The organism is Actinoallomurus sp. NPDC050550 (genome assembly GCF_040655075.1).
GTDB lineage: Bacteria > Actinomycetota > Actinomycetes > Streptosporangiales > Streptosporangiaceae > Actinoallomurus.
Map to the genome: position 1 here is coordinate 1 of NZ_JBFAJC010000080.1, position 25,831 is coordinate 25,831.

Annotated in this window: 25 protein-coding genes; 10 read left to right on the forward strand and 15 right to left on the reverse strand. The window is 71.1% G+C overall.

Annotated elements, in window-relative coordinates:
- Positions 1-311: 311 nt before the first annotated feature.
- From AB0I04_RS50780 to AB0I04_RS50790, 3 genes are all read right to left on the reverse strand, one after another.
- The gene (locus AB0I04_RS50780; RefSeq protein ID WP_360902648.1) at positions 312-2,378 is read right to left on the reverse strand and encodes a SpoIIE family protein phosphatase; all 2,067 of its coding nucleotides are present in this window, start codon (positions 2,376-2,378) and stop codon (positions 312-314) included.
- An 84-nt stretch (positions 2,379-2,462) separates the two neighbouring features.
- Entirely contained in the window at positions 2,463-3,077 is a 615-nt protein-coding gene (locus AB0I04_RS50785; RefSeq protein ID WP_360902651.1) for a TetR/AcrR family transcriptional regulator, read from the reverse strand.
- 14 nt (positions 3,078-3,091) lie between these two features.
- Positions 3,092-4,651: an MFS transporter gene (locus AB0I04_RS50790; RefSeq protein ID WP_360902654.1), complete on the reverse strand. Its 1,560-nt coding sequence runs from the start codon at positions 4,649-4,651 to the stop codon at positions 3,092-3,094.
- Positions 4,652-4,850: 199 nt separating this feature from the next.
- On the opposite strand from AB0I04_RS50790, the gene panB reads away from it, so the two are divergent.
- Together panB and AB0I04_RS50800 are read left to right on the forward strand one after the other, a co-directional pair.
- The gene (gene panB, locus AB0I04_RS50795) at positions 4,851-5,693 is read left to right on the forward strand and encodes a 3-methyl-2-oxobutanoate hydroxymethyltransferase (protein ID WP_360902657.1); all 843 of its coding nucleotides are present in this window, start codon (positions 4,851-4,853) and stop codon (positions 5,691-5,693) included.
- A gap of 523 nt (positions 5,694-6,216) precedes the next feature.
- Positions 6,217-6,747: a hypothetical protein gene (locus AB0I04_RS50800; protein ID WP_360902660.1), complete on the forward strand. Its 531-nt coding sequence runs from the start codon at positions 6,217-6,219 to the stop codon at positions 6,745-6,747.
- Here AB0I04_RS50800 and AB0I04_RS50805 read toward each other — a convergent pair.
- Positions 6,698-7,483, reverse strand: a complete 786-nt coding sequence (locus AB0I04_RS50805; RefSeq protein ID WP_360902770.1) for a helical backbone metal receptor — start codon at positions 7,481-7,483, stop codon at positions 6,698-6,700. The two genes, AB0I04_RS50800 and AB0I04_RS50805, sit on opposite strands and share 50 nt — an antisense overlap.
- A 32-nt stretch (positions 7,484-7,515) precedes the next feature.
- Entirely contained in the window at positions 7,516-8,478 is a 963-nt protein-coding gene (locus AB0I04_RS50810) for a 2-dehydropantoate 2-reductase (RefSeq protein ID WP_360902663.1), read from the reverse strand.
- Positions 8,479-8,570: 92 nt separating this feature from the next.
- Between AB0I04_RS50810 and AB0I04_RS50815 the strand changes: the two genes are divergently transcribed.
- Positions 8,571-9,770 carry a transposase gene (locus AB0I04_RS50815; RefSeq protein WP_360902666.1) on the forward strand — a complete coding sequence of 400 codons (1,200 nt, stop codon included), beginning with the start codon at positions 8,571-8,573 and terminating at the stop codon, positions 9,768-9,770.
- Between the two features lie 44 nt (positions 9,771-9,814).
- On the opposite strand, the gene npdG is transcribed toward AB0I04_RS50815, so the two are convergent.
- Both npdG and ppgK read right to left on the reverse strand, forming a co-directional pair.
- Positions 9,815-10,495 carry an NADPH-dependent F420 reductase gene (gene npdG, locus AB0I04_RS50820; protein WP_360902669.1) on the reverse strand — a complete coding sequence of 227 codons (681 nt, stop codon included), beginning with the start codon at positions 10,493-10,495 and terminating at the stop codon, positions 9,815-9,817.
- A 24-nt stretch (positions 10,496-10,519) separates the two neighbouring features.
- Complete coding sequence (gene ppgK / locus AB0I04_RS50825) at positions 10,520-11,269, reverse strand: polyphosphate--glucose phosphotransferase (protein WP_360902672.1); 750 nt, start codon at positions 11,267-11,269, stop codon at positions 10,520-10,522.
- Between the two features lie 76 nt (positions 11,270-11,345).
- Between ppgK and AB0I04_RS50830 the strand changes: the two genes are divergently transcribed.
- Complete coding sequence (locus tag AB0I04_RS50830; RefSeq protein ID WP_360902675.1) at positions 11,346-11,927, forward strand: hypothetical protein; 582 nt, start codon at positions 11,346-11,348, stop codon at positions 11,925-11,927.
- 71 nt (positions 11,928-11,998) lie between these two features.
- On the opposite strand, the gene AB0I04_RS50835 is transcribed toward AB0I04_RS50830, so the two are convergent.
- Entirely contained in the window at positions 11,999-12,166 is a 168-nt protein-coding gene (locus AB0I04_RS50835; RefSeq protein WP_360902678.1) for a hypothetical protein, read from the reverse strand.
- A gap of 57 nt (positions 12,167-12,223) precedes the next feature.
- On the opposite strand from AB0I04_RS50835, the gene map reads away from it, so the two are divergent.
- The 5 genes from map to AB0I04_RS50860 all read left to right on the forward strand — a co-directional run bounded on the left by map (position 12,224) and on the right by AB0I04_RS50860 (position 17,593).
- A complete protein-coding gene (map, locus tag AB0I04_RS50840; RefSeq protein ID WP_360902681.1) occupies positions 12,224-13,072 on the forward strand; it encodes a type I methionyl aminopeptidase in 849 nt (282 codons plus the stop codon).
- Positions 13,073-13,106: 34 nt separating this feature from the next.
- Positions 13,107-14,078: a DNA polymerase ligase N-terminal domain-containing protein gene (locus tag AB0I04_RS50845; protein WP_360902684.1), complete on the forward strand. Its 972-nt coding sequence runs from the start codon at positions 13,107-13,109 to the stop codon at positions 14,076-14,078.
- Between the two features lie 154 nt (positions 14,079-14,232).
- Entirely contained in the window at positions 14,233-15,486 is a 1,254-nt protein-coding gene (locus tag AB0I04_RS50850) for a cytochrome P450 (protein ID WP_360902687.1), read from the forward strand.
- A 190-nt stretch (positions 15,487-15,676) separates the two neighbouring features.
- The gene (locus tag AB0I04_RS50855; RefSeq protein WP_360902690.1) at positions 15,677-16,417 is read left to right on the forward strand and encodes a metal-dependent hydrolase; all 741 of its coding nucleotides are present in this window, start codon (positions 15,677-15,679) and stop codon (positions 16,415-16,417) included.
- 120 nt (positions 16,418-16,537) lie between these two features.
- Complete coding sequence (locus tag AB0I04_RS50860; RefSeq protein WP_360902693.1) at positions 16,538-17,593, forward strand: trypsin-like peptidase domain-containing protein; 1,056 nt, start codon at positions 16,538-16,540, stop codon at positions 17,591-17,593.
- Here the strand turns inward: AB0I04_RS50860 and AB0I04_RS50865 are convergent.
- The 3 genes from AB0I04_RS50865 to AB0I04_RS50875 form a co-directional block, all read right to left on the reverse strand.
- The gene (locus AB0I04_RS50865) at positions 17,590-18,405 is read right to left on the reverse strand and encodes an SDR family NAD(P)-dependent oxidoreductase (RefSeq protein WP_360902696.1); all 816 of its coding nucleotides are present in this window, start codon (positions 18,403-18,405) and stop codon (positions 17,590-17,592) included. The genes AB0I04_RS50860 and AB0I04_RS50865 overlap by 4 nt on opposite strands.
- A gap of 68 nt (positions 18,406-18,473) precedes the next feature.
- A complete protein-coding gene (locus AB0I04_RS50870) occupies positions 18,474-19,022 on the reverse strand; it encodes a retropepsin-like aspartic protease (protein WP_360902699.1) in 549 nt (182 codons plus the stop codon).
- A gap of 165 nt (positions 19,023-19,187) precedes the next feature.
- Entirely contained in the window at positions 19,188-19,838 is a 651-nt protein-coding gene (locus AB0I04_RS50875) for a helix-turn-helix domain-containing protein (RefSeq protein WP_360902702.1), read from the reverse strand.
- Positions 19,839-19,938: 100 nt separating this feature from the next.
- Between AB0I04_RS50875 and AB0I04_RS50880 the strand changes: the two genes are divergently transcribed.
- A complete protein-coding gene (locus AB0I04_RS50880; RefSeq protein WP_360902705.1) occupies positions 19,939-20,280 on the forward strand; it encodes a rhodanese-like domain-containing protein in 342 nt (113 codons plus the stop codon).
- Between the two features lie 326 nt (positions 20,281-20,606).
- On the opposite strand, the gene AB0I04_RS50885 is transcribed toward AB0I04_RS50880, so the two are convergent.
- From AB0I04_RS50885 to AB0I04_RS50900, 4 genes are all read right to left on the reverse strand, one after another.
- The gene (locus tag AB0I04_RS50885) at positions 20,607-21,563 is read right to left on the reverse strand and encodes an LLM class F420-dependent oxidoreductase (RefSeq protein WP_360902708.1); all 957 of its coding nucleotides are present in this window, start codon (positions 21,561-21,563) and stop codon (positions 20,607-20,609) included.
- Positions 21,564-21,624: 61 nt separating this feature from the next.
- Positions 21,625-23,652, reverse strand: coding sequence for a cytochrome c oxidase assembly protein (locus AB0I04_RS50890; protein ID WP_360902711.1), 2,028 nt, complete (start codon positions 23,650-23,652; stop codon positions 21,625-21,627).
- Positions 23,645-23,932, reverse strand: coding sequence for a hypothetical protein (locus tag AB0I04_RS50895; protein ID WP_360902714.1), 288 nt, complete (start codon positions 23,930-23,932; stop codon positions 23,645-23,647). Before AB0I04_RS50895 ends, AB0I04_RS50890 begins: the two co-directional genes overlap by 8 nt.
- A gap of 206 nt (positions 23,933-24,138) precedes the next feature.
- On the reverse strand, positions 24,139-25,437 hold the full coding sequence (locus AB0I04_RS50900; protein WP_360902717.1) for a helix-turn-helix domain-containing protein: 1,299 nt from the start codon (positions 25,435-25,437) through the stop codon (positions 24,139-24,141).
- Positions 25,438-25,831: the final 394 nt, after the last annotated feature.

Below are 25,831 nucleotides of genomic sequence, written 5' to 3' on the forward strand. Positions count from 1 at the left end.
GCTCGCGCCTGCCGCCGCGGCTCCACCCGCCCGAACCTGGCCGCGACCCGAGCGAACAATGCGTCCAACCCCGACACCCACGACTCAACGTCGCTTACCGCCACCTCTGTCACAGTAGAACCATAAACCCAGAAAGCTCACTGTAGTACTAGGGCCTGTCTCGAAGTCCCCGTCCGTAGCGAGCGGTGTCCAGGTGGTGCCTCGCAAGGCGGAGGAGGGAGTCAGCCCGGTGTTGGCTGGCGACCGACGACAACGCGGCGAGGCGCCGCCTGGGCACCGCGCAGTAGGACAGCGGGACTTCGAGACAGGCCCTAGGGGCGGTGGTGGGCCTCGCCCGGCCAGGAGCCTTCCAGGCCGTCGTCCTGGCCGGGCAGGTCCAGCTCGCACCAGACGACCTTGCCGTCGGCGACGGGACGGGCGCCCCAGCGCTTGGCGAGCCGGTGGACGACCTGCAGGCCGCGACCGCCCTCGTCGTCGTCGGCCGCCTGGCGGGCCCGGGGCAGGGCGTCGGAGTCGTCGCGGACCTCGCAGACGAGCGTACGGTCGCGCAGCAACCGCAGCTCGATGTCGCCGGAGGCGTACCGCAGCGCGTTGGTCACCAGCTCCGACACGACCAGCTCGGTGCTGAAGGACAGCTCCTCGCACTCCCAGCGTTCGAGCGTCTCGCGCACCCGGGCGCGGGCGTCGCGCACCGCGGTCGGCAGCGCGGGCAGTTTCCAGGAGGCGATCTCGCCGTCGGGCAGCCGCCGAAGGCGGGCGATGAGCACGGCGATGTCGTCCCGGTCGTGGTCGGCGTACGCGCTGTCGAGGGTGGCCTTGGCGAGCTCCTCCAGCGGCCGGAACAGCGCGTCCGCGCCGAACAGTCCCTGCAGTCGGGAGAGGCCGTCGTCGATGTCCTGGCCGCGGTTCTCCACGAGGCCGTCGGTGTAGAGCACCAGGACGCTGCCGTCCCCGATGGTGAACGTGCGGGTCTCGATCATCCCCTCGCCGACGCCGAGCGGGGGCGCGGGCGGAACGTCGAGGAACTCGCTGGTGCCGTTCGGGCGCAGCAGCAGCGGCGGCAGGTGCCCGGCGGAGGCGATCTCGCAGGTGCCGTCCGTGGCGTCGTACACGGCGTAGATACAGGTGGCGAAGGCGGGCTCCCGCTCGCCGAGCTCCCGCATCAGCGCGTCGAGTTGCTGCAGGCCGTCCGCCGGGGACAGCTCCAGGTTGACGATGGTCCGCAGGGCGGTGCGCAGCCGTCCCATCGTGACGGCGGCGCGCACGCCGTGCCCGGCGACGTCGCCGACGATGAGGGCGACGCGGCCGCCCGGCAGGGCGATCGACTCGTACCAGTCGCCGCCGACCTCGATCAGCTGGTTGCCCGGGAGGTAACGGTGCCGTACCGCCACGCTGGACGGGGCCGTCAGGCCGGTGGGCAGCATGCTGCGCTGGAGGGTCAGCGCGGTCGCGCGCTCGCGGCTGTAGTGGCGGGCGTTGTCGATGTAGAGGGCCGCGCGGGCGGCGAACTCCATGCCGATCTCGACGTCGTACGCGTCGAAGGCCCGGTGGGTGGCGCTCCGGGTGCAGACGACGAACCCCAGCGTGGTCCCCCGCGCGATCAGCGGCAGCAGCACCATGGAGCTGTCGGCCAGGAGCTTGGCGACGGGCTTGCGCCGCCAGAGCCGGGCGATCCGCTTGGCCGCCTTGGCGTCGAGGTGTGGCTCCAGCACCGGCTCGCCGGTGGCCATGCAGCGGGTGTACGGCGTGTCGGGCGGGTAGGTGAGGACCTCCCCGGTGGGGAAGGCGGCGTTCCACTTCGGGTCCGAGGCGTCGGTGGCGAGCGCCACGCGGCGCAGCACGGTGGTGCCGTCGGCGGCGATCGAGGGGTGCTCGTCGGCGCCGACGATGCTCTCCTGGATGAGGACGCCGGCGGCGTTGCAGAAGTGCGGCACGACGACGTCGACGAGCTCCCGCGCCATCTGGTCCAGGTCGAGCGTCGCCCCGATCCGGACGAGCGCGTCGTCGAGCATCGCGCGGCGCATCAGCGCCGGATCGGTGAAGCGTTCCAAGTCCATCACGGCGACCCGGATCATCATCAGATCGGTCGGGTCGGCGCCGGTGGCGTGCATCGGCTGGACGGTGACCACGGCGTTGCGCGCCTCGCCGTCCCCGGTCCGCACACCGAGGACGGCCGTCCGCTCGTGGCGGCTCGCGAGGGCGTCGAGGAGCCCTGTCAGGGCCTCCTTGCTCTCCTCGGTGAACAGACCGGTCACGTCGGTGCCGACGACCTCCTCTGGTGGCCGGCCGAGGACACCGGAGGAGTTCTGCCCGCACTGGAGGACCTCGCCGGCCCGGCCGATGCCGAGCACGAGGGTCCTTGCCGAGGAATCGGCCATCCTCCGGAGTCCTTCCTGTGGCCCATCAGCCCTCGAGTAAAAGTATGACCAAAAGGGGACTGGAGGGAAGGAAGATCACGCGTCTCATGGTGAGGGCCGCCCGAGACCGGCGATGAGCTCGTCGACGACGCGCTCGGCGAAGTCCTCCGGGACCGGTCCGGCGCCGACCGCCCTCGCTCGATGGGCCATGGCTCCGGTGAGGATCCACAGGGCCAGCTCGATGTCGAGGTCGGGGCGCAGCTCTCCGGTGGCGATGCCGCGTCGCAGCACCTTCCGCATGACCTCGCGCCGGGGTTCGATGACCTCCCGGTTGAACCGGTCCATGAGCTCCGGATAACGCTCGGCGCTGCTGAGGATGCTCCAGTAGCAGTCCACGCGCTTCTTCTGGGTCTTGTCCGCGATCAGGGCCTGGGCCCAGACGATCAGGTCCTCGCGCACCGACTCGCCGCGCGGCTCGGCGATCGGCTCCTTCAACGCGGCGAGCGCGTCGATGATGAGAGCCTCTTTGTTCGGCCAGCGGCGGTAGATCGTCGTCTTCCCGACTCCCGCCCGCGCGGCGACGGCCTCGATGGAGACGCCGGCCACCCCGCCCTCCTCGGCGAGGATGGCGAGGGTGGCGTCGACGATCGCTTTGTCCGCACGCTCGCTGCGCGGCCGGCCCGGCGGCCGGGCGGCGAGCTGATCACTCGTCTGGGTCATCGCGCATCACCGTCTCATACCTCGACGGCTTCACGCTGCTCGACCGGCGGGGTCTCGACCTCCCGCTCCGGCTGGCCGGGCATCCACTTCAGGACGACGAGCGCCCCGACGAAGGCCACCGCGGCCGAGATCGCGGACGTGATGTGCATGGCGTGCACGAAGGAGTCGTGCGCCGGCGGGAGGATCGCCCGGCCCGCCGCGCCGAACTTCTCCGCCACGCCCGTGGTCGTGCCGATGTCCGCTCCGGCGACGTCGCGCACGCGCTCGGGCAGCGCGGTCAGGTGCGGCTTCAGGCCGCTGCGGTAGATGGAGGAGACCAGGGAGCCCAGGACGGCGACGCCGAGCGCGACCGCGACCTGGCGGGCGATGTTGTTGATGGCCGACCCGGATCCGGCCTGCTCCCTCGGCAGCACCGACATGACGGCGGTGGTGGCCGGGGGCATCACCAGGGCCATTCCGGAACCCTGCACGAAGAAGGTGATCTCCAGGATCCAGACCGGGCTGTGGACGGCGGTGAAGTGGTAGCTGAGCAGCGCCAGCGCGACCATGGTCAGGCCGGTCGCGGCGACCAGCTTGGCGCCGTACCGCTTGACCAGCCCGGCGCTGCGCGGCGAGAAGATCATCTGGCCGACGGCCAGCGGCAGCGTGAGCAGGCCCGCCTGCAGCGGGGAGTAGCCGCGGACGTCCTGCAGGTACAGCGAGATGAACAGGAAGACGCCGCCGAGGGCGAAGAAGACGAGGGCGATGGCGCCGACCGACGCGGACAGCCGCCCGTCGCGGAACAGCCGGACGTTCAGCGAGGGGTGCTCGATGCGGGACTCGTACCAGACGAACGCGGCGAGCAGCGCGACTCCGGCGAGCACGGGGCCGAACACGGTCGGCTCGGTGACGGTCGCCTTGTCGCCGCCCTCGATGATCCCGTACGTCAGGAGGATCAGACCGGCGATCGACAGCAGCACGCCACCGAAGTCGATCTTGGCGCGCACGGCGTTCTTGGACTCCGGCACGACGATCGCGATGCCGATCACGCCGGCGATGACGATCGGGACGTTGATGAGGAACACCGAGCCCCACCAGAAGTGGTCGAGCAGCAGGCCGCCGGTGATGGGCCCGACGGCGATCCCGATGCCGACCGCGCCGGCCCAGACGCCGATGGCCCGGCCGCGCTCCTGCGGCTCGAAGACGTTCGTGATGATCGACAGGGTCTGCGGCATGACCGCCGCGCCGCCGAAGCCCATGGCCGCGCGGGCGAGGATGAGCTGGCCGGGGGTCTGGGCGTACGAGGAGAGCAGCGAGGCCAGGCCGAACAGCAGCATGCCGATCATCAGCATGCGCTTGCGGCCGATCCGGTCGCCGAGCACGCCGAACGTGAACAGGAGGCCGGCGAAGACGAGGGTGTAGGAGTTGATCGCCCATTCGAGCTGGCCCTGGGTGGCGCCGAGGCCGTCGCGCGGGTCCGCGATCGTCTTCAGCGCGACGTTGAGGACCGTGTTGTCGAGCACGATCACGAGCAGGCTGACGATCAGGACGCCGAGGATCGTCCAGCGCCTCTTGTGGATGGTCTGCGGATCCATGAGGCCCTTCAGAGATATCGATACGATGCTGTTGCGTTTCTTAACGTCGCCAACCTTAGGATATTCCCGATCCGATACGCAACCGTAGCGTTTCATATCGGACGCCGGGAAGGTCCGGGCTGTACGGGTCGTTGACCTCGTGGGATCATCGATCTCGTCCGGGGACGCCACCGTGGCGCCTCGAGGCAGGAGGTTTCCGATGTCTGTATCGACCGGTCGGCCGACCGCCCTGTACGGCGGCCAGACGGGGCGCCGCGTGACCGTCCGCGACATCGCGGCGGCGAAGGAGCGCGGCGAGAAGTGGCCCATGCTCACCGCGTACGACGCGCTCACCGCGCGGGTCTTCGACGACGCCGGGATCCCGGTGCTGCTCGTCGGCGACTCCGCCGGGATGGTGATCTTCGGCCACGAATCCACGATCCCCGTCACCGTGGACGATCTCATCCCCCTCACCGCGGCGGTGGTGCGCGGCACCTCTCGCGCCATGGTCGTCGCCGACCTGCCCTTCGGCGCGTACCAGACCGGCGTGCCCGAGGCCCTGCACACCGGCGCCCGATTCCTCAAGGAGGCCGGCGCGCAGGCGGTCAAGCTCGAAGGCGGCCGTCGGGTGCTCCCCCAGGTCGAGGCGATGGTCGCCGCCGGCATCCCGGTCATGGCGCACCTCGGGCTGACGCCGCAGTCGGTGAACGCCTTCGGCGGCTACCGCGTCCAGGGACGCGGCGAGGACGGCGAACGCCTCATGGCCGACGCCAAGGACCTCGAGGCCGCGGGCGCCTTCGCGGTCGTCCTCGAATGCGTCCCCTCCGAACTGGCCGACCGCGTCACCGCCGCGCTGTCGATCCCGACCATCGGCATCGGCGCGGGCCCGGGCACCGACGCCCAGGTGCTCGTGTGGCAGGACATGGCCGGCCTCACGCCGCACACCGCGAAGTTCGTCAAGCAGTACGCCGACGTGGCAGGCGTCCTGCGCGGCGCCGTACAGGAGTACGCGGCCGAGGTCGTCTCGGGCGCCTTCCCCGGCCCGGAGCACGCCTACCGCTGATCCGTACGGCATTCACCACCGGCCCCGGTCCACCCGGGGTCGACGGTGAATGTCGCCCCCTCGTCGCGTCCCCCGGTCGTCCTGTGTTCCGCGGCCCCGGCCAGCGAGGTGGCGGCCACACGCCTCGATCCGCCGAAGGCGCGTGTCCTCATGCACCTTCTGCTCGACGCGGGCCACGACCGTGCCTCGGTGCTCGCCGCCTTCGCCGCTCTCGAGGGCTCCGGCGCCATGCCGCCCTCGCCACGAGCGGCGACGTACGGAACGCACGCTCACCACACCCAGAACTTCCGGCGAAACGCCGCAAACTGCCGCTCGGATAGCCGACCGCTCCGGCCACCAGACCGACGCTTCCGCCGCCGAGCCACGTACGCCCACGGTGACACGAGTCCCTGACCTGGAGTCTTTTTACGCGTTTGTCACACTTCGCCGTTAAATAACCACATATTCGTCCGCCGGTTCCATAGCCTTCAGGGACGACTGTCCGGATGGTGGGGCAAACCCCCCGCTACCGGAAGGCATCGCCATGCCGCGAGTCCTGACCGTCGCCCTGACCACCGTCACGGTGACCGTTGCCCTCGTCGTTCCCATCTCGGCCGTCGCGACCCCGGCGTACGCCGCCACCTGCTCGCAGAGCTACCTGCCGCTGCCCGACCCGTCCTGCCAGCCGGGCGCGACCAACCCGGACGTCACGCAGTCCACCATCAACTCGACGATCTGCGTGTCCGGCTGGACGAGCACGGTACGGCCGCCGACGTCGTACACGAACCCGCTGAAGGTCAAGCAGATCGCCGAGTACGGCTACAGCAACACGAGCACCGCGGACTACGAGGAGGACCACCTCATCCCCCTGGAACTGGGCGGCGCGCCCAAGGACCCGAAGAACCTGTGGCCCGAGCCGCGCTACGACGCCGGCGGATCCACCTCGGCGGACAAGGACACGGTGGAGAACGCCCTCAAGAAGAAGGTCTGCGCCGGCACGATGACGCTCGCCAGCGCACGGCACATCATGGCGACGGACTGGAGGCAGGGCCAGAGTGCTCTAGCGACGCGCTGAGGACGCGCCGCGCCTCGGTGAGCGAGGGCCCGTACCACTCCAGGTGACGGCCGCTCACCAGCGCCACCGGGAGGCCGGGGAAAGTCTCCGGCCCGTCGGTGGCGGAGAAGGCGTACGGCTCGTCCGGCAGGACGACGAGGTCCGGCCGCCGGTGCAGCATCTCCTCGACCGACACCTTCGGGTACCGCTCGGCGGCACGCGCGTAAACGTTGCCGACGCCCAGTCGGGCGAGGAGGTCCCCGGCGAAGGTGTCGCGGCCGAGCACCATCCAGGGGCGTCGCCAGACGGGCACGACCGCGACCGCGCCGGACGGCGGGAGCTCGCGCAGGACGTCGGCCCAGGCGACACGGGCGCCCGCCAGCCAGGCGGGCGTGCCCTGCCCGCACGCGGCCAGCATCCGCTCGAGGCTGGTCAGCGCCTCCGGGAGAGTACGGATCATGGTGACCCACACGGGGACGCCGGCCGTCCGCAGGGCGTCGAGGTCGGCCTCGCGGTTCTCCTCGAAGTTGGCCAGCACCAGGTCCGGCGCGAGCTCGACGACCTTCCGCAGGTCGGGATTCTTGGTCCCGCCGACGCGTACGACGTCGAGGCCTGGCGGCTCGACGCACCAGTCGGTGGCGCCCACCAGCAGGTCCGGCGCCGTGCACGCGACCGCCTCCGTGAGGGACGGCACGAGCGAGACGATCCGGCGGACCTCGCGCGGAGCCCGGAACAGCACTCCCAGGTCGTCGACCATCGGGGGCGCAGGGGCACCGCGCGGCGATCCGGTCATCGGGGGGCGGCCTCGTCCAGCGCGGCCAGGAACTCCTCCGGGGTCATCAGGCCGGGCTGCCGGCCCTCGCGGGCCATCCGGTTCGCCAGCCGTCGGAGCAGCTCGTTGACCGGGGTGGGCACGCCGTGCTCGCGGCCGAGCAGAATGATCTCGCCGTTCAGGTAGTCGGCCTCGATCGTGCCGGTCCCCCGCTGCAGGCTCTGGAAGGAGGAACCGCCGGAGCGCCTGCGCCCGCGGATCGGGCGGATCTGGCTCGCGATGCCCACCCCGCTCGGCGCGTCGATGCCCGCGGCGCGCAGGCACGCCGTGCCCTCCTCCCGGGCGAGCCGGGCGATGTCCGCGCCCTGCTCACCGGGGCCGATGACGACCTCGACGGCGTTGCCGAGGTTCGTCAGGAGCTTGCCGTACTTGTAGCGCATGACATCCGGCCGGGCCTCGGACGCGAACGTCGCGCCCGCGAAGGCCGCCGCGAGGGACTCCGCGGTGTCGTCCACGCCCACCGGGTACCGGCCGACGTCGAGGCCGCCCGTCCGGGGCGCCAGGTACGCCTCGACGACGCCGGGTTCGAGGAACGCCGACGGCAGCAGGACGCAGACGCCGTACACGTGGGGGAACAGCCGCAGGGCGAGGCGTTCGTTCTCCACGCCGTTCTGGGCGGGCGCGACGACGATGTCCGGTGGCGCGACGGCCGCCAGCTCGGCCAGCGCCGGCAGGGTGTCCTGCGTCTTCATCGTGAGCAGGACGACGTCGCCGGGCTGGAACGTCACCGCCGACGGCCGGTCGACGACCGGGACCGGCACCGTGACGCTCTCCTCCGGGGTGTCGAGGCGCAGGCCCCGGTCGCGGACGGCCTCGTAGTGCGCGCCGCGGGCGATGAGCGTCACATCGTGACCCTGCTGAAAGAGCCGTGCCCCGATGACGCCGCCGACCGCGCCGGCGCCGTAGACGACAAACCTCATATTTTTCGCAGCATGGATTCCTCTGTCTTCAGACCGAGGAAGAAATGCCGCGTCCTCCTTCGAATAGCGATAGCAATCGATACTGTGCTGGCATGACTCGGTTCCGCCTCCAGCCTTCGCCCAGCCAAGAGCGTGCGTTGCTGGAGCACTGCGCCCATGCGCGTTTCGTATGGAACCTCGCCGTCGAACAACATCAGGATTGGCGGCCCGGCCGAAAGAGTGGACCCGGATACCTTGAGCAGTGCCGTCAACTGACCGCCGCCCGAGCGGAGTTCGCCTGGCTGCGTGCCGGGAGCCAGACCGTCCAGCAGCAGGCGCTCCGGGATTTCGCGCAGGCCATGGCGAGATTCTTCGACGGAACCTGTCGTCGCCCGACCTGGCGTAAAGCCGGGCGCCACGAAGGGTTCCGCATCGTCGGTCAGCGAGGCAATCAATGGGAAGTCCGACGGGTGTCCCGCAACGTCGGACAGGTCAGGATTCCTAAAGTCGGTTGGGTGCCCTTTCGCTGGTCCCGGCCTGTTCCCAAAGACGTCAAGTCCTTCCGTGTCACCAAAGACCGAGCCGGGCGCTGGCACGTCGCATTCGCCGCCATCCCAAAACCCATCCTTGCCCCCGCCGGCAGTGAGGTCGTCGGCATCGACCGAGGTGTGACCGTTTCGGCTGCCCTGTCGACTGGGAGACTGCTGCATGCCCCTAGCCTTATCCGGCCTGAGACTCAACGCCTCAGACGGCTGCAGCGGGCGCTGGCACGCGCCAAGCCTGGCTCCAATCGGCGCAGCGGCATCAAGAGCGCCCTTGCCCGGCTCAAGACCCGCGAAACGGACCGACGCAAGGACTGGGTGGAACACGCCAGCACCGCGCTGGCCCGCCAATTCGCGCTTATCGCCGTAGAGGACCTCAACATTCGAGGGATGACCCGCTCGGCGCGCGGCACCATTGACGCGCCCGGCCAATGCGTGGCCGCCAAGGCCGGGCTCAACCGCGGCATCCTCGCCGGGGGCTGGGGCCAACTCGTACAACGACTGGAGGACAAGGCTCCCGGACGGTTGGTCAAAGTCAGCGCCGCGTTCACGTCGCAGACCTGTAACGCCTGCGGGCATCGCGCAGCGAGCAGTCGCAAGAGCCAAGCACTGTTCCGCTGCGTCGCCTGTGGGCATGAGGTCAACGCCGACGTCAACGCTGCCCGCAACATCAGAGATATCGCGGCGGGACGCGCCGTGACTGCGCGGGAAGGGCCACGGATTACCGGGCCGACGCACCGCGAACCTCAACCTGTCCTCCTGCGAGCTTAGGGAGTGATGGGTTGGAATCTCCGCCGTACGCGGCGGAGAGGACGTCAAACGTCGGTCACCCGGAGGCCGGCGTGGGCCTTGTAACGGCGGTTGATGGAGATCAGGTTCGCGGTCAGCGCCTCGATCTGGTGGGCGTTGCGGAGCCTGCCGCCGTAGACGCCGCGCATGCCCTTGACGCGGGCCGCCAGGGCCTGGACGGTGTTCGTGGCCTCCCGGTCGTCGCCGAGCACCAGCACGTCGAGGTCGACCTGGTCGATCTCCGGGTCGAGGAGGACGACGGCCGAGACGTGGTGGAAGGCCGCCACGACGGTGCTGTCGGGCAGGACGGCGGCGGCCTGCTGCGCGGCGCTGCCCTCCTCGACCGGCAGCGCGTAGGCGCCCTGCTTGTCGAAGCCGAGCGGGTTGACGCAGTCGATCACGATCTTGCCGGCCAGCTCCTCGCGCAGCGACTCGAGGGTCGCCTTGTGGCCGTCCCACGGAACCGCCACGATCACGACGTCGGCCTCGCGGGCGACGGCGGCGTTCTCCGCGCCCCGGGCGGTCGCCCCCTCCCCCAGGCTGTCGGCGGCCTGCTGGGCGCGTTCGGCACTGCGGGAACCGATGATCACTTCATGGCCGGCGAGGGCGAACCGGCGTGCCAGCCCCTTGCCCTGGTCGCCGGTGCCGCCGAGGATGCCGATGGACAGGCCACTGACATCCGGCGCATCTGCGTGCTGAATGCTCATAGTGGACGATCCTGCCAGGGCACCTCAGACCGGCTCCTTCCCGGGTACCGCGGCCATGGCGGCGCCGATGATGCCGGCGTCGTTGTGCAGCTCGGCGGCCACGACCGGGGTCCGCACCTCTTCCAGGTACGGCAGGAAGCGGTCGGCCCTCTTGCTGACCCCGCCGCCCAGGATGATCAGCGACGGCCACAGCAGGTCCTCGATGCGGTGCATGTACTCGCCGAGCCGCTTCGCCCACTGCTGCCAGTCCCAGTCGTGGACGTCGCGGGCGTGCGCGGAGGCCCGCCGCTCGGCGTCCTTGCCGCGGATCTCGATGTGCCCGAGCTCGGTGTTGGGCACGAGCCGCCCGTCGACGAACAGCGCGGTGCCCACGCCGGTGCCGAGCGTCAGCATGAGCACCGTGCCGGCCCGGCCGCGCCCCACGCCGAAGGTCATCTCCGCCACGCCGGCCGCGTCGGCGTCGTTGAGCAGCGTCACGGGCACCCCGGCGGTCTCCGCGAACAGGTCGCGCGCGGCCAGGTCGATCCACGCCTCGCCGAGGTTGACCGCCGTACGGACGACGCCGCCGGTGACCACGCCCGGGAAGGTGACGCCCACCGGGCCCGTCCAGCCGAAGTGCGCGACGATCTCGGCGACGATCCGTGCCACCTCGCGGGGCGATGCCCCCTCCGGGGTGGCCAGGCGCAGCCGCTCCTGCGCGAACTCGCCCTTCTCCACGTCGACCGGCGCGCCCTTGATGCCGGACCCGCCGATGTCGACACCGAGTATCTCCATAGGGCTATACCTACCTGACATCGCCGGGCCTAACAAAGCGCACGTGATCTCACGCTCCGTACGGCACCATGGGGCCATGGACGCGAGTCAGGTGGCGGCTCTGCGGGAGCTGCTCGCGACGACCGGCTGGCCGGAGCGCACCCGGGAGTTCGCCTGGGCGCTGCGTTCGTCCACCCGGGAGCCAGGCGGTCTGCTGGTGTTCGGCCCGCCCGACGACGAGCCGTGGCACCTCGCCGCCCACCTCGACGACGAGAGCCGGTTCGGCGGCGTCCCGGAGCTTTCGCCCACGCTGGTGCGCTGGGAGCCGCCGCCCGGCGCCCCGCCGCACCTGCGGGTCGGCCTGGAGCGCCTGGAGGCGGCCGGGCGCGGGGAGACGCTGGTCGTCGTTTCCGAGGACGAGTCGGCGGCGCCGCTGCTGGAGCGGGTGGACGACGCGCGGCGCATCGGCGCGACGATCTTCGCGCTGGACACCGGCGACCGGGAGCTGCAAGGCCTCGCGCACGAGGCGCTGACCGTGCCGGTCGACGACCGGCTCGTGTCGTTCGACGCGGCCCAGCACCTCGTGAGCGCCGCCGCCGGGGAGCCGCTCCCCAAACGGGGTCTGCGCGACCGCCTGGCCCGTCTCCTGGAGACGATCAGCGGCCCCACCGTGTCCTGAAGGCTGTTTCACGAGCCCGCGTCAGCCTCGCCGCGCAGGCGGACGGCGGGCTCATGAAACAACCGCTGGTCTCAGCTCTTGCGGCGCCACTCCTCGTTGCGCTCCGCGGCGCGCTCGAACGCGTGCGCCGCCTCTTCCTCGGTGGCGTAGGGGCCCATGCGGTCACGGTTCGGGCAGCCGGGCCCGTGCTCGACCCTGCGGTGCTTGAGGCAGAAGAACCACTTGCCCTCGTCACTCATCGCGCTCTCCGATCATGGTGTCATCGTGCCCCGGCGGGCTGACTACACTCCAACAGCATGACGACGCAACTCCGTCCTGGTCACGTCTCCCCGATGCGCAAAGTGCCGGCGGACATCCCCCGGCCGGAGTACGTCGGCAAGAAGGTGCCCCGCACCGGAGAGCCGGACGTCAAGACGCCCGAGATCATCGAGCGGATGCGGGTCGCCGGGCGGATCGCCGCGCAGGCGCTCGAGGAGGTCGGCAAGAACATCCGGCCGGGTGTCACCACCGACGAACTCGACCGGATCGGGCACGAGTTCATGCTCGACCACGGCGCGTACCCCTCGACGCTGGGTTACCGGGGCTTCCCCAAGTCGCTGTGCACCTCGCTGAACGAGGTCATCTGCCACGGAATCCCGGACGACACGGTCGTCCGGGAGGGCGACATCATCAACATCGACATCACCGCGTTCAAGGACGGCGTGCACGGGGACACCGACGCGACCTTCCTGGTCGGCGAGGTGCACGAGGAGTCGCGGCTGCTCGTCGAGCGCACGCGCGAGGCGATGATGCGCGCCATCAAGGCCGTCCGCCCGGGCCGGCAGCTCAACGTCATCGGCCGGGTCATCGAGTCGTACGCCAAGCGGTTCGGCTACGGCGTCGTCCGCGACTTCACCGGACACGGCATCGGCACGACGTTCCATTCCGGGCTGATCGTGCCGCACTACGACGACCCGCACGCGACCACGATCATCGAGGCGGGGATGACGTTCACGATCGAGCCGATGCTGACGCTCGGCACGATCGACTACGAGATCTGGCCGGACCGCTGGACGGTCGTGACGAAGGACCGCAAGCGCACCGCGCAGTTCGAGCACACGCTCCTCGTCACCGACACGGGCGCGGAGATCCTGACGCTCCCGTGAGATAGGGCGGTTCGTCGCGGGTACGTACCGCGCCGTGGCCGACAGACTCGGGACGTACCGCAGCAAGCGCGACGCGCGCCGTACGCCGGAGCCGGTTCCAGGCGAGGGGCCGCTCCCCCGTGGGAACGACGACACGTTCGTGATCCAGGAGCATCACGCGCGGCGGCTGCACTGGGACTTCCGGCTCGAGCGCGACGGCGTGCTGGTGTCCTGGGCGCTGCCGAAGGGCGTGCCGGACGATCCGCGGACCAATCACCTGGCCGTGCACACCGAGGACCATCCGCTGGAGTACGCGTCGTTCGCCGGGGAGATCCCGCAAGGCGAGTACGGCGGCGGTCAGGTCACCATCTGGGACCGCGGGACGTACGAGACCGAGAAGTGGACCGACCGTGAGGTCAAGGTCGTCCTGCGCGGAAACCGAGTGTCCGGCCGATATGTCCTGTTTCGGACGAACGGCAAGAACTGGATGATCCACCGGATGGACCCGCCGGTCGACCCGGACGCCGACCCGATGCCCGAGCGGGTCGACCCCGTACGGCCCGAGGTGCGCGAACGCCTTCCCCGCCGCGCGGAGGCGTACGGCTTCGAGTTCGCGTGGGGCGGGCGCCGGTTGATCGTGTTCTCCGACCGCGGCACGACGCACGCTCAGGACGCCGACGGCGACGCCGCCAGGGCCCCGTCCGGGCTCGGGGAGTCGCTCGCCGCCCACCGGATCGTCCTGGACGGCGAGGTGGCCGTCGTCGAGGACCACGAGACCTACATGATCTTCGACGTGCTCCACCTGGACGGCCGTTCGCTGTTCGACGAGCCGTACGAACGGCGCCGGGAGCTCCTCGACGGCCTGCGTCTCGCCGGGCTCCGGTGGCAGACCGCGCCCTGCTTCGACGACGGCGAGGCGGTGCGGGCGGCCGCCCGGCAGCAGCGCCTGCCCGGGGTCGTCGCCAAGCGTCTCGACGCGCCCTACCGCCCGGGGAAGGCCGACTGGCGTCTCGTACCGGCGGAGTGAGGGGCGACGCCCTCGATCCGTCGTCGTGACCCGATCCTGTCAAACATTCTGTCCGAATCAGGACGAATCAGCATTAAAACGGAAATCTCCCTAGCCGGAATGTCAGTGGCTAATTACGCTACGGTCGTCATTCCCATGCATCTGGAGGCAATACGTGGGCGGTTCCCGCTTCCCCTTCCCCACCCCGGGAGAGCCGATCCTTCACACCTACGCCCGGCTTCGTGACGCCGGGCCCGTGGTCCCCATCGAGTTGCCGGGAAACGTTCCCGCCTGGGCGGTGAACAGCTACGAGGCGCTCGCCGACGTCTTCGCACGCGACAACAAGGTGTTCTCGGCGGACCCTCGGCACTGGGTCGCCCTGCACGACGGAACGGTCCCCGCGGACTGGCCGTTGCGCCCCCTCGTCTCCGGCGACCACCTTCAGGTCAAGGAGGGCGTGGACCACCGGCGGCTGCGGACCCTGATCGCCCGGGCGTTCACGGCCGCCCGGGTGGAGGCGATGGCACCCCGGATCACCGAGGTGACGGCCGCGCTCATCGACGGGATCGCCGCGGCCGGAGACGGCGTCGACCTCGTGCCCGCCCTCACCGAGACGTTGCCGATGTCGGTCATCTGCGACCTGTACGGCGTTCCTCAGGACGGACGGGCCCAACTGCGCGGCTGGACGACCGCGCTGCTGTCGCACACCTCCACCGGCGAGCAGGCCGCCGCCGCCAATGAGGCGCTGAACTCCTACCTGGCGTCGCTGGTCGACCTCAAACGCCGCGAACCGGGAGACGACCTGACGACCGGGCTCGTCCGGGCGCACGACGACGAGGACCGTCTCTCCGACGACGAACTCGTCAGTGCCCTGTGGGTCATGCTCGTCGCCGGCCACGAGACGACCGTCCACCTGCTCGGCAACGCCATCATCACACTGTGCGCCCACCGGGATCAGCTCGCCCTGGCGATCGAACGGGACCTGTGGCCCCAGGTGGTCGAGGAGACCCTGCGCTACCGCGGCCCCGTGCTCGGCTCGCCGTTCCGGTACACCATGACCGACACGACCCTGGCGGACGTGCCCATCCCCGCCGGTGAGGCCCTCTGGCTGAGCCTGGCGCACCACGGGACGGAACACGGACGGTACGGCGACACGGCCGACCGGTTCGACATCACCCGCGAGCAGAGCGGTCACCTGGCGTTCGGGTTCGGCCCGCACTTCTGCGTCGGCGCGCCGCTGGCCCGGCTGGAGAGCCGCATCGCCCTGGAGGCGCTGTTCGGGCGCTTCCCGGAGCTCAGCCTGGCCACCGACTCCGACGCCATTCAGTACAACCCGTCCGCCATCACGTTCGGGCCGTTGTCCCTGCCGGTGAACCTCGGCCCGGCGCGGGAGCGCGCCACGGAGGAACGCCTGCCGGAGCACGCCTGACCTTCCGATGAGCGCGCTCTCCGGGACGCGCTCAAGCCCCCGGACCCGGTCCTGACCGGGTCCGGGCCATGGCGCGTCCACACTCCGGACTGATTCGGGTCGATCGTGGAACCGCTCCGGCGCGTCGCGCGTCCGTACTCCCCGAAGCGGGCTACAGTCCGCGCGTGTCAACAAAGCGGGTGATCTTCACATGATGGGCCATACGCACGCGCTGGCCGGGGCTGCGGCCTGGCTCGGGACCGTGCCGTTCCTCGCGGACTACGGCATGCGGATGACTCCCGGCCAGATCGCGGCCGGAGCCGTCGTCTGTGCCGGGGCGGCGCTGCTTCCGGACCTCGACCACCACGACGGAACGATCGCCAACACGTTCGGCCCGGTCACCCGCGTCCTGTGCAAGGGCATCAGCGTGGTGTCCGGCGGGCACCGGCACGCGACGCACTCGCTGTTGTTCTGCGTGCTCATGGCGATCGGCGCCGACTACCTGTCGGAGAGCGTCCTCCCGGCGTGGTGGGTGATGATGTTCCTGCTCATCGGCCTGGGGTTGCAGGGGATCGGGATCGGTGTTCCCAAGAAGGAGCACTTCGACGCGCTGCTCAACGCCGCGATCGCCGGCGGGCTGACCTTCCTCATGGCGAACATGAAGTTCGCCGGGCCCGGACTGGGGACGCACGGCTACACGCTGGGGTGGGCCGGATTCGCGGTGGGGCTCGGCTGCCTCATGCACGTCATCACCGACTCCATCACGCCGCAGGGCTGCCCCGTGTTCTGGCCCATCCCCTGGCGGCTCGCGATCCCGATCGTGCCCCGCACCAACGGGAAGGTCGAGCTGTGGGTGGTCACGCCCCTGCTCACGCTCGCCATCGTGATTCTCGGCATCCGGTCGTCGGCCGGTTCCTTCGCCGCGCACTGGCTCACGCGGAACGGCGGCTGACCCTCTGGCTCTCGCGTGGCGTCGGCGGGCACCCCTGGTACCTGCCGGCGGCGTTTCCGTTGCCGCACGCCATACCGCTTCACCCTGCGACCTGCTGGGAAGAGCAGTGATGTGGGACACATGACACGGTGTGGCGTGGCCGTGATCACCGGACTGGTGCTGGTCGCCGGGTGCGGTGACGGCGACGCCAACAAGACGAACGCGGCCGCGACCTCTCCGGCCGCGGGCGCTCCACCGCCGGCCCAGGGGTACGCCGGCCAACTGGAGCAAGCGTACGAGCAGGTCGTCAAGACGGTGCTGCCCTCCGTGGTCCAGATCGACACCGACTCGGGCCTCGGGTCCGGCGTCATCTACGACAACAGGGGCGACATCGTCACGAACGCCCATGTCGTCGCGGGGGCCAACCGGCTGACGGTGACCACCGCGACCGGCAAGAAGGCGCTGCCCGCGGCGCTCATCGGCCAGTACGCCCCGGACGACCTGGCGGTCGTGCGGGTGAGCAACGGGTCACTGAAACCCGCGCGCTTCGGCGACTCCAGCCGCCTGACGGTGGGTCAGATCGTCCTCGCCATGGGCAATCCGCTCGGCCTGTCGGGCAGCGTGACCAACGGCATCGTCTCCGCGGTCGGACGCACGGTGTCCTCGCCGCGCGAGGGCGCCTTCGCCGGCGCGACGATCGCCGGAGCGGTGCAGACGAGCGCGCCGATCAACCCGGGCAACAGCGGCGGCGCGCTGGTGACCCTGAACAACGAGGTGATCGGCATCCCCGCCCTCGCGGCCTCCGACCCGCAGATCGGCGGCGCGGCCGCGGGCATCGGCTTCGCGATCCCCAGCAACATGGTCAAACTGATCGCCGATCAGCTCATCAAGTCGGGCCGCGTGACCAACTCGGGCCGGGCCGCGCTCGGCGTCACCATCCGGAACGTCGCCGACCTGGCGGGCAACGTCGTCGGCGTCGGGGTGGCGTCGGTGACGAAGGGCGGCCCCGCCGACAGGGCCGGGATCCGCCCCAACGACATCATCGCGTCGGTCAACGGCACCAAGACGCCGACCACCGCCGAACTGTCGGACGTCCTGGCCGTGCTGAAGCCCGGCGACAAGGCGCAGATCGTGGTCCAGCACCCGGACGGCAGCAAGACCACGACCACGGTCACCCTGGGCCAACTGCCCGGCTAGGGCCTATCCGGCTGTACGGGAGGTCCTCCGGCGAACCCGGCCAGCGCGCGGTCGGTGACCTCGCGCAGCCGGTCACGGACCTTCGGGTCGTACGCGTCGCCGTGCGCCCTGGAGCGCCTCATGCCGTCGAAGAAACCACCCGTTCCGACATCCTCGGTGACGAGCCGCAGCACGGCGTCGCCGCCCTCCTCGACCGTCGACCATGGGGTGACGCCGGCTTCGCGGACCATGGCGGTGTCCATGTAGGTCGCCGGGTGGATGCAGTTGACCGCGACGCCGTCCAGCCGATCGGCCAGGTCGAAGGTCCAGGCGGCGAGCGCCAGCTTGCTTCGGCAGTACGCGAGGGTGCCGTTGTAGCGGCGGTCCATCGTCAGGTCGTCGAAGTCGATCGTGTCCTGGCCGAGGGATCCCTCGTTGACGATCCGGGCGCCCGGTCCCAGCGCGGGCAGCAGCAGGCGCGTGAGCAGCACGGGCGCCAGGTAATTGACGGCCCAGTGCAGCTCGTGCCCGTCGGCGGTGAGCCGGCGGTCCGTGCCGCTGCCGACACCCGCGTTGTTGATCAGTACGTCCAGCCCTGCGCCGCCGGCGCTCTCCGCCGCGAGGTCGGCGCGGACGCGGTCGGCGAGGTCGCGCACCTCTGCGAGCGACGCGAGGTCGGCGACGTACGGCCGGCCGCCGGTGTCCGCCGCGACCGCGTCGAGTTTCGTCCGATCACGGCCGTGCAGCAGAACGGTCATGCCCCGCTCGGCGAGGTGCCCGGCGAGGTACCGTCCCACGCCGGCCGTGGATCCGGTGATCAGTACTGTGGTCATGGTCCGATCCTCGTACGCGCTGCCGTGCCGGTACCAGGGCACGCCGGTCCTGGTACAACGGCCACCACTCACGGCCGGAAGTCGATGCGGTCGTGCTGGAAGTCGAGGGTGACGCTGCTGAAACGACGGAGTTCGTCCGAGCCGAGCAGCCCGGACACTCCCATGCCGAGGTCGACGACGGCGAGCGAGTGAGCCCGGAGCGGAATGCCGCCGATCGTCCACTGCCGCACCTTGACGATCGGCACGGTTCCGCTGCCGGTGACGCCCTGGACCCGGTGCTGCTGCCCCGTGCGCGGCAGCCCGAGCCGGCGGACGAGGCTGCGGTCCACGGAGGAGTTCGACGACCCGGTGTCCAGGACGAACTCGTACGGGCCTCGGCCGTTCACCCGCACCGGGACGAAGACCAGCGTGCCGTCGCCGCTGTTGATGACCCGCATGGGGAGCGAGAAGGCGCTGCCGGTCTCCACCGGCGAAGGCGCCACCCCCAGCGGCGAGGGCAACGACGATATGGGGACCGAACCGGCGGGGCGCGACGCGTGGGCCGCGGGCCGGGCCTGTGTCTCGCCGCAGCCTACGGCGGCGGGCAGCGCGGCCGCCAGCAGCAGCCTGATGATCATCGTGCGGGACACAGGGACGGACGTTCCCGTCGGTGGGCGGGCTAACCCGGGTCGCGGAAGAAGCTGGCCGGATCTTGGCGGCCGGAAATGGACCGCGGAGGTCAGGCGTCGCAGCCGGCCGTGACCGCGGAGGTCAGGCGTCGCAGCCGGCCGTGACCGCGGAAATCAGGCGTCGCAGCCGGGACGGGACCCCGGAGATCGGGCGTCGCGGCCGGGCGGTAGGACACGGGCGGCCAGGTCCAGGACTCCCGCCCGGATGCGCTCCCAGTCGTGACCGTCGGCGCGTAGCGCGTGGACGAGGTCCGCCGACAACGCGGCCAGGAGCACGTGGGACAGATGGTCGGCGTCGGCGCCCGGGTCGGCCTCACGGATGAGGATCGCCAGGTGACGATGCCAGAACCGGTAGCTTCCGATGCGGTAGCGCGCGCCCGGCACGGCGGTCTCGGACAGCCGCAGCACGTCGAGGTGGCCGCTGAGGTAGTCGACGTAGGCGTCGAGGAACGCCGTGATCCGCTCCGCCGCCGGGACCCCGGGTCCGAGCGGCGGCGGGCCCGACAGGATCCCTTCCTGGAGTTCGCGCTCCCGATCGTCGAGGAGGGCAACCGCCAGACCCGACTTGTCGCCGAAGCGCCGGAAGACCGTCCCCTTGCCGACCCCGGCCTCGCGGGCGACGGCGTCCATGCTCACCCCGTCCACGCCGTGCACGGCGAACAGCTTGGCCGCGGCGTCGAGCACGAGCCGCCGGTTGCGCGCGGCGTCGGCCCGTTCGGTCGGCCTCCGGGCCGCCAGCGACGACAGCTCGACGTCCTCCGGCATCCGCGCTCCCTCACTCGATCGATCCCTCGACATTCGGACCATAGTCCGGTAGCGTCCCCGATATCAACCGGACTGCGGTCCGATTATCGAAGGGACCATCATGACCGCGCTCATCTCCCGCGACGACCTGCGTGCCGCCATCGAGGCCGACACGGTGACCGTCGTCGACGCCCTGCCCGAGTCGTACTACGCGCAGCAGCACCTGCCCGGCGCGCTCAACCTCGTCGAGGACGAGGTCGACGCCCGCGCGGCGGACCTGCTGCCGGACCGGAACGCCCCGATCGTCACCTACTGCTCGAACGCCGCCTGCGGCAACAGCGAGGCCGTGGCGACCCGCCTGACGGGCCTCGGCTACACCGACGTCCGCAAGTACCGTGACGGCATCCAGGACTGGGTGGAGGCCGGCCTGCCCGTCGAGTCCGGAACTCCCGCCGCCCGCTGACCGGCCGGCACCGCCGAGCGGCCGCGGCCCGCTTCCGCCCGGCCGCTCAGGCGTCCCCTCCGGCCCGCGCCCGCCCGGCACTCAGAGGTCGCCCCCGGCCCGCGCCCGCCCGGCACTCAGAGGTCAACCCCGGCCCGCCCTCACCCGGCCGCTCAAACGTCCCCTCCGGCCCGGCACTTCGCGGCACGCAGGCGTCCCCTCCGCCCCGGCGCTTCACGGCACGCAGGCGTCACCCCGACCCGGCCTCTCGCGGCACGCAGGAGTTACCCCGACCCGGCCTCTCGCGGCATTTCAGGGGTCACGCCGGCCCCGGGCTCATCCCGCGCTCAGGCGCCGGTCTCGGCCGCCCGTACGCGCTCGATGACGGGGGCGAACGCCTCCATGTACGAGCCGTGCACCGTGTAGTACGTGAAGCCGTAGCGCTCGCGATATCGCAGGATCCGCTCGGCCATCTCGTCGACGGTACCGATCAGGACGAAGGGCGTATCGAGGATCTCGTCGGCGCTCAGGACGCGCCCGAACCGCTCGCTCACCTTCTCTGCGGCCGCCCGCCGGTCCTTCGTCTCCAGCACGATCTGGACGAGCGTCTGCCACTCGACCTCGTCCGCCCGCTCGCCCGCGCATTCGCGCGCGTAGCGGACGCGTTCGTCCGCCTCGGCCGCCGTGGCGAGGCGGAACGTCCCCGGAGGCTGGCCCTTGACCTGGTACGTCCCGGCGATCCCGACGATGTCGGCGCGCTTCGCGGCGACGCGCAGGATCCGGTCCCCTGTGCCGCCGATCAGCAGCGGCGGCCCGGAGCCGTCGAACCCGCGCCGCTGCACCGGTGCGAGCACCGGGAGCCCCATCGCCTCGCGGAGCGCGGCCTGCTGTTCGAAGCCGTCCCCGGCGAAGAGCCGGGCCAGTTCGTCGATGGTCGCCTCGAGGCGGTCGGCTCGGGCGCCGAAGGGCTCCCACGGGACGCCGGCCTCGTCGAACTCCCATTTCATGTGACCCGCGCCGAGGCCCAGCTCCAGCCGGCCGTCCGTGAGGACGTCCGTGGTGGCCACCTCCCGCGCCAGCAGGGCCGGATTCCAGAAGGCGGCGTTCAGCACGAGCGTGCCGACCCGGAGGCGCTCGGTCGCCGCGGCCACGGCGACCAGTGCCGGGAACGGCGCGGGCATGCCGAGGTGGTCCGCGGCGAACACCGTGTCGAAGCCGTACCGCTCACCCTGCCGGCAGGTTTCGACGAGCGCCGCGCGGGAGTCGAGGCCGAGGAGGTTGAAGGAGAACCGGAATCCGCCCATGACGATCACCCTCACTCACGACGGCGGGGTCGGCAAAGCCCTTCACCTCAGGGCGAAACGGTCAGTCCTGGCTCCGTGCCCGCTTGTCCAGCGACGCCAGGTAGGCGTTGTAGTCGGCCAGTTCGTCGGCCTCCTTGCGCACGGCCGCCCGGTCGGCGCGGCGCTCCTCGCGGCGCGCCACCCGCTGGTCCTCCGCGAACCACTGGAACACCATCGCGATCAGCACGATGAACGTCGGAATCTCCCCGAACGCCCACGCGATGCCGCCTCCGGTGTGCTGGTCGGCGAGGATCGACGGCCCCCACGACCGGTGCAGCGAGTTGTACCAGCCCTGGGCGATCGGCTGCCCGAGCTCCATCAGCGCGATGCCGAAGAAGGCGTGGAACGGCATGGTGACGAACAGCAGGATGATCTTGGCGACGAACGGCATCCGGCGCGGCGTCGGATCGACCCCGATCAGCACGTAGAAGAACAGCGTGCCCGCGACCAAGAAGTGCACGAGCATCGCGAGGTGGCCGACGTGGGCGCGCATGAGGTAGCCGAACAGCCCCGTGAAGTACAGCACGTACGTGCTGCCCATGAAGATGATCGTCGCGGTGGCCGGGTGGGCGATGAACGCCATCCCCCGGCTGTTCAGGATGGCGGTCAGCCATTCGCGCGGTCCCCGGTCGCCGCGGATCGCGGCCGGCTTGAGCGCGCGCAGCGCGAGCGTCACCGGGGCGCCCAGCACCAGGAAGATCGGGGTCAGCATGGACAGCACCATGTGCTGGATCATGTGCACGCTGAACAGCACCGGAGCGTACGTCGCGGCGCCCGTCATCGTCACCGCCACCACCGTGACCAGGCCGACGAACCACGCGGCGGTCCGGGTCATGGGCCAGCGGTCACCGCGGCGGCGCAGCCGCATCACCCCGGCGACGTACAGGCCGCCGAGCACGACGACGAGGACGGCGAAGAACAGGTCGGGCCGCCACAGCGTCGCCAGCCGGACGACGTTCACCGGCGCCGGCATGTCGAAGCCCAGCAGGCTGCGCACGGGGGTCTCGTCGGTCGCGGGCGCCGGCGGGGCGGTGCGGGCGAGCGCGACCGCGACTCCCATCGTGGCGGCCATCACGAACGCCTCGACGGCGACGAGCCGGATGAACGGCCACGGCGGGCGCACGACCGACGGCCGCGCGTACCCCTTGGGGTTGTGCGCCATGATCGCCGGCAGCGTGCGTTCGCGGTGCAGCCAGCCGAGCACGCCCAGCGTCGTGAACAGGGTCGCCTTGACCACTATCAGCCGACCGTAGTCGCTGGTGAACAGCTCGGCCGGAGTGGGGACGCGGGAGATCGCGTTGGCGACGCCGCTGACCCCGACGGCGACGAAGCACCACAGCGCCATCCGGCTGAACCGGTGGGCGGCCACCCCGAGATGGTCGCCGTCGTGAGCGGCGTGCCAGCCCAGGATCAGCAGTCCGCCCACCCAGGGCGCGAGCGCGACGACGTGCATGGCGAGGCCGCTGATGGCCAGCTCGTGGTTGGGCGAGGACGCCGAGTGGCCGGTCAGCGGGGGCGGCAGGAGCGCGACGACGGCGGCGACGAGCAGGCCGGCCGCGCTGCCGGGCGTGGCGGCCGTCCGGGCCAGCAGCGCGATCATCGCGGTCAGCAGCACGACGATCATCAGCGCCGTGCCCTGCGGCAGCTGACCGACGTAGCTGGAGAGCTCGTTCCCGCCCGCGACCTTGGCGACGGGCTCGCCGAGGATGTCGGAGACGGTGAAGATCAGGGTGGCGGCGGACCCGGCCGCCCAGACCGCGGCGATCCAGGAGGCCCCCCGTAGGTAGCGCACGGCCTGCGGGTCGAGCACGCCCTTGACCGACGGCAGCAGGACGACGGCGCCCAGCAGCGCGCCGACGGTGAGGGTGCCGCCGAGGTCCATGGTCAACCGGGCGACCGGGAGACCCCACCGGGTGAGCGTGCCCGCGTCGGCGAGCCCGCTGATGACCTTCTCGCGGACCGCCCCGCCGGCGACCAGCGCGATGAGAAGGGCGGCGAGGCTGGTGAGCCCGACGAGCGCCGCAGCGATGTACGGCCGGTGGCTACGCACGGGAGACCGCGGCCCGGACTCGGACGGCTGGGCGAGGCGCACCGCCGTGGGCGCCGACCGAGCCGAGGCGGGCACCGACCAAGGCGGGGCGGGCGCCGGCCGAGCCGAAGTCGGCGTCGAGCAAGCCGAAGCCGGCCAAGCCTGGGTGGGCGCCGACCGAGCCTGAGCAGGCGTCGGCCGAGCCGAAGTCGGCGTCGAGCGAGCCGGAGCGGACGTCGGCCAGGCCGGGGCGTGCGGCGGCGGAGCCGGGGCGGCGCGCGGGCGGCGAGAGGTTCATCATGGCGAAGGAGGCGGTCTCTCCGGGTCGGCAGGTGATCCCGGGGCGCTCACCGCTCTGGGCGTGCTCCGCGTGCGGCCTCGTCCCCGGCCGCCGCTCGCCCGCTCGTCAGGATCGCTCCCCGGACCTCCTCAGCTTATTCACCCTCCGGGGCCCGGCGGATACGGGTCGCCCGGAGCGCTCCTGGCCTCCTCCGGCCGCCCGGTCCGTCACAGGCCGGCGCAGGCCAGCGCCCGCCGGTACGCGTCGGCCCGCTGCTGCGGTGAGCCGGCGTCCGACAGCAGTTCGGCGAGCCGGAACCAGCCCTGCGCCGCCTCACGGGAGGGCCCGATCTCCCTGAGGCAGGTCATGGCACGCTCCAGCGTGGCCGCCGCCTCGTCCGGGCGGCCGAGCCGCAGGGTCGCCTCCGCGAGTGCGATCAGGGCTCCGGCGGTGGCCGGCCGCGCATCGTTCCCCAGGAGTTCCAGCGCTTCGTTCGCCCGGTCGGCGGCCCGCTGAGCCTCGCCCGTCGCGAGCTCCGCGCGGGCGAGTTCGGTGAGGCACCAGGCGACGTCGAGGTCCGCCGCCCCGGTCGCGGTCAGCTCGTGGAGGGCGCGTTCGAGCTCGTCGCGGGCGCGTCGCGCGTCCTGCGGCCGGGCCAGCAGCATGAGGGTGGCGTACTCCCTCCGCAACCGGCTCACGTCGCGCAGGTCCGCGGCCTCTCCCAAGAGGGACAGCGCCCGCTCCCCGTACGTCGCCGCCGTGTCGAAGTCGCCCTGGTGCTTGGCGACGAGGGCGGTCTCCCAGTAGGCGGCCATGCGGGCGGCCGGGCTGCCGGTCGCCTCCGCCTGGTCCAGCAGCCGGTCGGTCAGCTGCCGGGCGCTGACCAGGTCGCCGCGTTCGAGGTAGACGCCGACGAGGGTGCCGCCGAGCTTGACCGTCTCGTCGCTCCACGGCCCCTCTTTGGCCGTCACCCGCGCGAACGCGCGCTCTGCCAAGGCCGCGCTCTCCGCCAGGTCGCCCTTCTCCCGGTGGCAGCGGGCGGCGGCAACGTTGACCCGGATCCATTCGTCGGTGTCGTACTCCGGTGACAGGTCCGACCCGAGGGCGGCCAACTCCCGCAACGCCTCGTCCAGCGCACCTGCCGCCTCGAGGGCGAGCGCGTGCCCCCACCGGGCCTGGCGCGCCGACTCGGGCAGCGCGGCCAGCGCCGGGTCGGCCAGCAGTTCGGCGAACCGGTCGCGCGCCTCGCCCGCCCGGCCGTTCCGCAGGGCGGTCTCGGCACGGTCGAGGGTCGTCTGCAGCCGATCCTGCGTGGCCTCGTCGATGCCGCTCGAGAGGTAGGACGCCGAGCAGCCGAGCTTGCGGGCGAGGAGCCGGACGACATCAGGGGTCGGGGTGCGCTTCCCACTCTCGATCAAGGAGACGTAGCTGTCGGACAGCTCCGGAAGAGCCAGCTGCGCCTGGGAAAGACCCTTGCGCATCCGCGCCCAGCGGATGCGTTGTCCGAGCGATTGGTGACTATCCACATTGACCCACTTTTACGAAAACAATCAACTAAGAATCAGGAGGGTTTGTTGAATCCACGGCGCGCATCACGAGGCCTCGCGGGCGTTGCCCCGCAGGCGGGACGTTCTCCCGCCGACCAGCGACACTTCGACGATCACGCCCCCTAACAGCGGCCGACCGATCGACCCGCTCGGCCCGATCTGCGGCACTGAAGATACTTGTACCAGAAAGGATAGTTTTCGCTGCCTTCTTACAGAAGACTCTTGGACGACTTTCGAAACCCGGCCACGGCGATCCACCACCGGAACGCCCGCCATGGGCGGCCGATCCGCCCACCGGCACCGGCAAAGCAGGACGACGATTCGCCCCATTTCACACATAGATCCGGAAACGTCGCGCTGGCACGTGCCGTAC

Coding starts and splice junctions, on each gene's coding strand:
- AB0I04_RS50860 (WP_360902693.1), top strand. CDS start 16,538: ATGACACGGTGTGGCGTGGCCGTGATCACCGGACTGGTGCTGGTCGCC.
- map (WP_360902681.1), top strand. CDS start 12,224: ATGACGACGCAACTCCGTCCTGGTCACGTCTCCCCGATGCGCAAAGTG.
- ppgK (WP_360902672.1), bottom strand. CDS start 11,269: ATGGAGATACTCGGTGTCGACATCGGCGGGTCCGGCATCAAGGGCGCG.
- AB0I04_RS50885 (WP_360902708.1), bottom strand. CDS start 21,563: ATGGGCGGATTCCGGTTCTCCTTCAACCTCCTCGGCCTCGACTCCCGC.
- AB0I04_RS50835 (WP_360902678.1), bottom strand. CDS start 12,166: ATGAGTGACGAGGGCAAGTGGTTCTTCTGCCTCAAGCACCGCAGGGTC.
- AB0I04_RS50830 (WP_360902675.1), top strand. CDS start 11,346: ATGGACGCGAGTCAGGTGGCGGCTCTGCGGGAGCTGCTCGCGACGACC.
- AB0I04_RS50790 (WP_360902654.1), bottom strand. CDS start 4,651: ATGGATCCGCAGACCATCCACAAGAGGCGCTGGACGATCCTCGGCGTC.
- AB0I04_RS50875 (WP_360902702.1), bottom strand. CDS start 19,838: ATGCCGGAGGACGTCGAGCTGTCGTCGCTGGCGGCCCGGAGGCCGACC.
- AB0I04_RS50865 (WP_360902696.1), bottom strand. CDS start 18,405: ATGACCACAGTACTGATCACCGGATCCACGGCCGGCGTGGGACGGTAC.
- AB0I04_RS50785 (WP_360902651.1), bottom strand. CDS start 3,077: ATGACCCAGACGAGTGATCAGCTCGCCGCCCGGCCGCCGGGCCGGCCG.
- AB0I04_RS50810 (WP_360902663.1), bottom strand. CDS start 8,478: ATGAGGTTTGTCGTCTACGGCGCCGGCGCGGTCGGCGGCGTCATCGGG.
- panB (WP_360902657.1), top strand. CDS start 4,851: ATGTCTGTATCGACCGGTCGGCCGACCGCCCTGTACGGCGGCCAGACG.
- AB0I04_RS50855 (WP_360902690.1), top strand. CDS start 15,677: ATGATGGGCCATACGCACGCGCTGGCCGGGGCTGCGGCCTGGCTCGGG.
- AB0I04_RS50870 (WP_360902699.1), bottom strand. CDS start 19,022: ATGATCATCAGGCTGCTGCTGGCGGCCGCGCTGCCCGCCGCCGTAGGC.
- AB0I04_RS50805 (WP_360902770.1), bottom strand. CDS start 7,483: ATGGTCGACGACCTGGGAGTGCTGTTCCGGGCTCCGCGCGAGGTCCGC.
- AB0I04_RS50815 (WP_360902666.1), top strand. CDS start 8,571: ATGACTCGGTTCCGCCTCCAGCCTTCGCCCAGCCAAGAGCGTGCGTTG.
- AB0I04_RS50880 (WP_360902705.1), top strand. CDS start 19,939: ATGACCGCGCTCATCTCCCGCGACGACCTGCGTGCCGCCATCGAGGCC.
- npdG (WP_360902669.1), bottom strand. CDS start 10,495: ATGAGCATTCAGCACGCAGATGCGCCGGATGTCAGTGGCCTGTCCATC.
- AB0I04_RS50780 (WP_360902648.1), bottom strand. CDS start 2,378: ATGGCCGATTCCTCGGCAAGGACCCTCGTGCTCGGCATCGGCCGGGCC.
- AB0I04_RS50800 (WP_360902660.1), top strand. CDS start 6,217: ATGCCGCGAGTCCTGACCGTCGCCCTGACCACCGTCACGGTGACCGTT.
- AB0I04_RS50895 (WP_360902714.1), bottom strand. CDS start 23,932: ATGATGAACCTCTCGCCGCCCGCGCGCCGCCCCGGCTCCGCCGCCGCA.